This window comes from Devosia insulae DS-56 (genome assembly GCF_000970465.2).
Taxonomy (GTDB): domain Bacteria; phylum Pseudomonadota; class Alphaproteobacteria; order Rhizobiales; family Devosiaceae; genus Devosia_A; species Devosia_A insulae.
Genome location: NZ_LAJE02000127.1, coordinates 1 through 5,273, shown reverse-complemented (window position 1 = coordinate 5,273; position 5,273 = coordinate 1). Strand labels below are relative to the sequence as shown.

At 65.2% G+C, this 5,273-nt stretch carries 5 protein-coding genes and 1 tRNA gene; 2 read left to right on the top strand and 4 right to left on the bottom strand.

Annotated features, from left to right (window positions below; all coding sequences use genetic code 11):
• Positions 1-57 precede the first annotated feature (57 nt).
• Both VW23_RS08130 and VW23_RS08125 read right to left on the bottom strand, forming a co-directional pair.
• Positions 58-1,734 (bottom strand): ABC transporter substrate-binding protein, encoded by a 1,677-nt coding sequence (locus VW23_RS08130; protein WP_069909078.1) that lies wholly within the window; start codon positions 1,732-1,734, stop codon positions 58-60.
• Between the two features lie 107 nt (positions 1,735-1,841).
• Positions 1,842-2,894: a LacI family DNA-binding transcriptional regulator gene (locus tag VW23_RS08125; protein WP_069909077.1), complete on the bottom strand. Its 1,053-nt coding sequence runs from the start codon at positions 2,892-2,894 to the stop codon at positions 1,842-1,844.
• A 69-nt stretch (positions 2,895-2,963) separates the two neighbouring features.
• On the opposite strand from VW23_RS08125, the gene VW23_RS08120 reads away from it, so the two are divergent.
• Positions 2,964-3,602, top strand: coding sequence for a GNAT family N-acetyltransferase (locus tag VW23_RS08120; RefSeq protein ID WP_069909076.1), 639 nt, complete (start codon positions 2,964-2,966; stop codon positions 3,600-3,602).
• Here the strand turns inward: VW23_RS08120 and VW23_RS08115 are convergent.
• Together VW23_RS08115 and VW23_RS08110 are read right to left on the bottom strand one after the other, a co-directional pair.
• Positions 3,591-3,666 (bottom strand) — tRNA-Ala (locus VW23_RS08115). The two genes, VW23_RS08120 and VW23_RS08115, sit on opposite strands and share 12 nt — an antisense overlap.
• 53 nt (positions 3,667-3,719) lie before the next feature.
• On the bottom strand, positions 3,720-4,751 hold the full coding sequence (locus tag VW23_RS08110; RefSeq protein WP_069909075.1) for an NAD-dependent epimerase/dehydratase family protein: 1,032 nt from the start codon (positions 4,749-4,751) through the stop codon (positions 3,720-3,722).
• An 82-nt stretch (positions 4,752-4,833) separates the two neighbouring features.
• On the opposite strand from VW23_RS08110, the gene VW23_RS08105 reads away from it, so the two are divergent.
• Positions 4,834-5,226 (top strand): TetR/AcrR family transcriptional regulator, encoded by a 393-nt coding sequence (locus VW23_RS08105; RefSeq protein ID WP_069909074.1) that lies wholly within the window; start codon positions 4,834-4,836, stop codon positions 5,224-5,226.
• The last annotated feature ends 47 nt before the right edge of the window (positions 5,227-5,273 follow it).

Below are 5,273 nucleotides of genomic sequence, written 5' to 3'. Positions count from 1 at the left end.
CAGTGATCCTCCCCCGCCACGCGGGGGAGGATCACGGAGAGGGCGGAGACGCCTTGCCTACTTCGCCACTGGCGTCAGGCTCAGCAGCACCTTAACCCGTTCGTGGATGCCGGCGGGGTTGTTGGGGCGGGCCCAGGCGTTGGACTCGTCCGGCCAGCCGGTGAAGTTGCGGGTCGAATACTCGTACCAGGCGGGGTTCGAGAACAGCGTGATCACCGGCAGGTTCTCGGCCACCTGGGTCATCACCGAGGTGATCTTTTCCTTCTGCACCGCGACATCGGCGGTGGCGCTGATGGCGGCAAGATCGGCCTCGATGCCTGGGATCTTCATCTGGTGCATGGCCTGCTCATTGAGCGTGCCGGGCACCATCGAGCGCGGGTTGAACATCGAGTAATAGGTGAACCAGGGGGTCGAGCTCAGGTTGGTCCACATGATGTAGACGTCGAAATTGCCGGTCGGGATGTTGTCGAACCAGGCGCCTTCCTCGGGCGTCTCCATCTCGCCGTTGATGCCGATGTCCTGCAGGTTCTCCGAAACGGTCTGGAGCGTGTTCACCCAATCGTCCCAGCCGGCCGGCACCGCCATCTTGAAGGCGATCGGGGTGCCGTCGGGGTTATCGCGCCAGCCGTCGCCGTCCTTGTCGACGAAGCCGGCGTCATCGAGGACTTTCTTCGCCGCCTCGGGGTCATAGGTCATCAGGTACTGGTAGGGCGCCAGCGCCGCGGTATCGATCCAATCCTTGTAGAACATGCCTTCGCCGATCGGGTACTCGGCCGGCGTGGTCAGCCCGAAGGTGGCGATATCGACCAGCGTGCCGCGGTCGATGGCCATCGACATGGCCTTCCTGAACTCGAGGTTGTTGAACGGCGCCTTGGTGGTGTTGAGCTGCAGGTTGGTGCCGGCGTCGGGCGGCAGCCAGTAGTGGTTGTCCGGGCTCTTCGACGCATAAGTGATCTCGGGATCGGTGATGCCGTCGGTGGCCCAGTCGAGATCGCCATTGGTAATGGCGGCGATCACCTGCAGGTTGTCGGAAAGCTGCGGGTATTCGATGCAGTCGACCTTCACCTCCGCCGCTTCGCGATAGAGCGGGTTCTTGCAGAGCTTGAAGGCATTGCGCGAGAAATCACGCACCTCGGTAAAGGGGCCGGTCGCCACCACCTTGGGGTTGGCGTAGTTCACCGGGTCGGCAATGTCCTTCCAGATGTGCTCGGGCAGCGGGAAGACCGGGCCGATATTGAGCCGCGCCAATGAGTCGGCGGTTTTCAGGTCGAAGCGGACGGTGTGGTCATCGACCGCCACCACGTCGACGATCGAGCCGGTGTCTTTCTCAGCGCTGTAGATGTCGTAGCCGATGGGGAAATCCAGGTGCGCCTTGGCGTAGTTGAAGGTGAAGACCACGTCGGCGGCGGTGAACGGCTCGCCATCGGACCACTTGACGCCCTCACGCAGGTGGTAGGTGACGCTCTTCAGGTCGGCGCCGACCTCGTAGGAGGTGGCGAGGGCCGGAAAATCGTTGTCCGGGTGCCAGACATTGTCGATCCACAGCGGCTCATAGGCGAAATCCTGCACATAGGCGTGCGGACCGGTGAGATTGTAGGGGTTGTAGTTCTCGACATGCGCATCGGTGTGAACCGGGGCGATGCGGATAATCACCTCGGCCTGCGCGGTGGTCGTAAGGGCGGCGCCGGCGAGCGCCGTGGTGGTGAGAAGGGTCAGTAAACGCAGTCGGTGCATGGCTTGTCTCTCCCTGTGAGATCGATCCCATATCGATCAGCCGTTTGCAGTCGAAGAAGCTCCTGAGGCGTAGTCCTTGTGTGTCGCGAGATCTGATCTCGCTGTGGTCAACTCGCAGTCAGTGCCGGCGCCACGGTGCGGGACGTCGGCGACAGGCTCCGGACCGGGCCGACGCTCTGGCGCATGATCAGCTCGGTGGGGATGGTGATGATCGGCGTAGCCACGGGTTCGCCATCGAGGATGGAGAGCAAGAGGCGGGTGGCGACGCGCCCCGCCTCGTCGACCGGCTGGCGCACCGTGGTGAGGCCGGGGGTCAGGTGGCGGGCGTGGAAATTGTCGTCGAAGCCGAGCAGCGAGATCTCCTCGGGGACCCGCTTGCCGGCGCCTTTCAGCGCCAGCAGCGCGCCGGCCGCGACGTCGTCGTCGCCGGCGAAAATCGCGGTGGTCTGGGGGCGCTCGATCAGCAGACGCGCCGTCGCTTGCTGGCCGAAGGTCTCGGAGAAGCTGCCATGCTCGACATAGATGTCGTCGCGGGAAAGCCCGAACCCGGCCAGCGCCGCGTCGATACCGCTGAGGCGCTCGTAGGTATCGCGATAGATGGTGCCGCCCGAGAGATAGGCGATGTGACGGTGCCCCGCCTCGAGCAGCAGCCGCATGCCGGCCTCAGCCCCCGTGGCATTGTCGATGGTGACGCGGGCCCGGGCCGGCGGACACTCGTTGCCGCCGACGGTGACCACCGGGGTTTTTGACCGCGCGACGATTTCCAGCACATCGTCGCGCAGGGCATTTTCGAGATAGAGGATCAGCCCGTCGCAGGCACGGTCGAGCAGCTCGATAATGGCATGCGCTTCTTCATCGCGATCGGCGTAGCCGGAGGCGACGATGATGCTTTTGCCAGCGCTGCGCGCGGTTTCCTGCATGCCGCCGATCATCTGGGCGTAGAACGGGCTCGAGACGTTGACGACCACCCCGCCGATAATGTCGGATCGGTTGGAGCGAAGGCCGCGCGCCATGGTATTGGGGCGATAGCCGAGTTCCTGGATGGCCGCTTCGACGGCCTTCCGGGCTTCGTCCGAGACGTAGCCGTTGCCCGCGATCAGCCGTGAAACGGTGGATCGGGACACGCCGGCTTTCTTCGAGACGTCGGTAATCGTCGCCATGGGAACTCGACATGAGATCGATCCCACATATGAGCGCGACGACGACGGGGTTGTCAACGGGGGACCGCGATGGCGGGGTTCAAGGTGCAGCCGCTCGACACGAGCACGTGGCCGGCGTTTGCGGCGCTGGTCGAGCGCAATAACGGCGTATGGGGCGGTTGCTGGTGCATGTCGTTCCACCCCGAGGGCGTCGGCAAAGGCCGGTCGCCCAAACAGAATCGCGCCGACAAAGAGGCCCGCGTAGAGCGTGGTGAGGCGCACGCAGCGCTGGTGTTCGACGGCGAGATCTGCGTCGGCTGGTGCCAGTTCGGCGGGCCCGCCGAACTGCCCCGCATGAAGGCGCGGCGAGCTTATGAAGCGGAGCCGGCGCTGAAGCCGGACTGGCGCATCACCTGCCTGTTCGTCGACAAGGCGCAGCGCAAGCGCGGTGTGGCCGCCGCGGCGCTGGCCGGTGCGCTGGGCGAAATCGCCCGGCTGGGCGGTGGGCTGGTGGAGAGCTTTCCCGAGGACACCGAAGGCCGCGCGGTGTCAGCGTCGTTTCTCCACAATGGTAACCTGGCGATGTTCGAGCAGGCCGGTTTCACCCGCCGGCGCCGGCTGGGCAAGGATCGCTGGCTGGTGACGGCGGTGGTGGGCAGCACAAGCGGAAGTCAGCCGGTTGGCGCTAATGCAGGCACCAATGGGTGGAAATCGAAGTGGTGGAGCTGAGCGGAATCGAACCGCTGGCCTCATCATTGCGAACGATGCGCTCTCCCAACTGAGCTACAGCCCCGCTTCGATGGCGCGCTTATTAGCCAATCCCAGCGCCGAGGACCAGTCCTTTTTTCAGGCGACGAGCCGCTGGTCGACGAGGCTGCGCGCGGTGGCGACGGCTGCGTCGGGCCCGGGAATGGTGGGGCGGGCGAGCAGCAGCCGGCCGCTATTGCCGTCGACGCGCCTGACATGGCCGAGTTCGGCGGTGTTGGAGCCGATCTGCGGATCGAACAGGCCGATCAGGCGGACCACCCAGTTGGGCATTTCGAAGCGCGGGGCCCGGCCGGCGACCTGCGGCAGCGCCGTGCGGAGCGCGGTGGCCAGCTCGAACAGGCTCATCTCGCGGTCGGCGAGGATGTGGCGCTTGCCACCCGCGGTTGGCGCTGTCATGGCCGCCACCTGGGCGGCGGCGACGTCGCGGACGTCGATGATGGAAAAGCTCATCTTCGGCGCGGCCGGGATCGAGCCGTTGAGCAGGCGCTGCACCAAGAGGCCCGAGGTGCCGACATCCTCATCAAGCAGCGGGCCGAGGATGGCGCCGGGATTGATGGTGGCAAGCCGCTCGCGGGCGCCAAAGCTGTCGGCGACGGCCCAGGCCTCGCGCTCGGCGCGCAGTTTCGATTCGGCATAGGCGCTGACCTTGGGGCTATCCGGATTGGTCCAGTCGGCAGTGGTGAAGGTGCGGCTGTAATCGTCATGGCCATAGGCGATGGCGGCAATCGAAGAGGTGACGACGACGCGCTCGACGCCGCCGGTAAAGGCAGCGCTGACGGCGCGACGGGTGCCTTCGACGGCAGGACGGATCAGGTCGTTCTTGTCCTTGGGCATTTCGAGGACGAAAGGCGAGGCGACGTGCTGCAGGTAGCGCACGCCGGACATCGCTTCAGCCCAACCTTTATCGGCAAGCAGGTCGAGCGGGACGAATTCCAGCCGCGCGGTGTCGGCGCCGTGGGCGGCGAGGGTTTTCCTCACCTTTTCGGCGCGCTCGAGGCTGCGCAGAGAGCCGCGGACGGTGTAACCTTGCGCCAGCAGTTGCAGGGCGACATGGCCGCCGAGAAAGCCGGAAATGCCGGTGACGAGGACGCGGTCAGGCTGGTCGGACATTTGGGGTATCCCTCCGTTGAACTGAACGATATGTACGAATATCGTTCAGTTCGTTCAAGATATCGGCGAAGGAATAATTGGCGTGGCGGAGATCGACAGGCGGGAGCAGATCCTTTCGGCGGCGCGGCGGCTGATCCTCAGGCAAGGGTTGCGCGCCACCTCGATGGAGGCGATCGCGGCCGAGGCGCGGGTGGCCAAGCCCACGCTCTACAAATATTTCGGCGACAAGAACGCGGTGTTCGAGGCGATCGTCGCCGAGCTGATGGTGGAGCTGCACGAGCGGTTCGTCGCGGCGCTCACCGGCGACGGGACGGTGGTCGCCCGGCCGGCGGCGGCGCTGTCAGCCAAATACGAGGCGATCGATCGGCTGCTGGGGCAATCGCCGCCTGCCGACGAGCTCTATGACGAGCACGAGCAGGTGCGAACCGCGGTTCTGTCTCTTATCCCCCTCCGACGCTGCCGACCAGCGACCTAGGTGCGTTTCACGCTGGCGACGTATCCTTGAGAAGCACACTACACCGA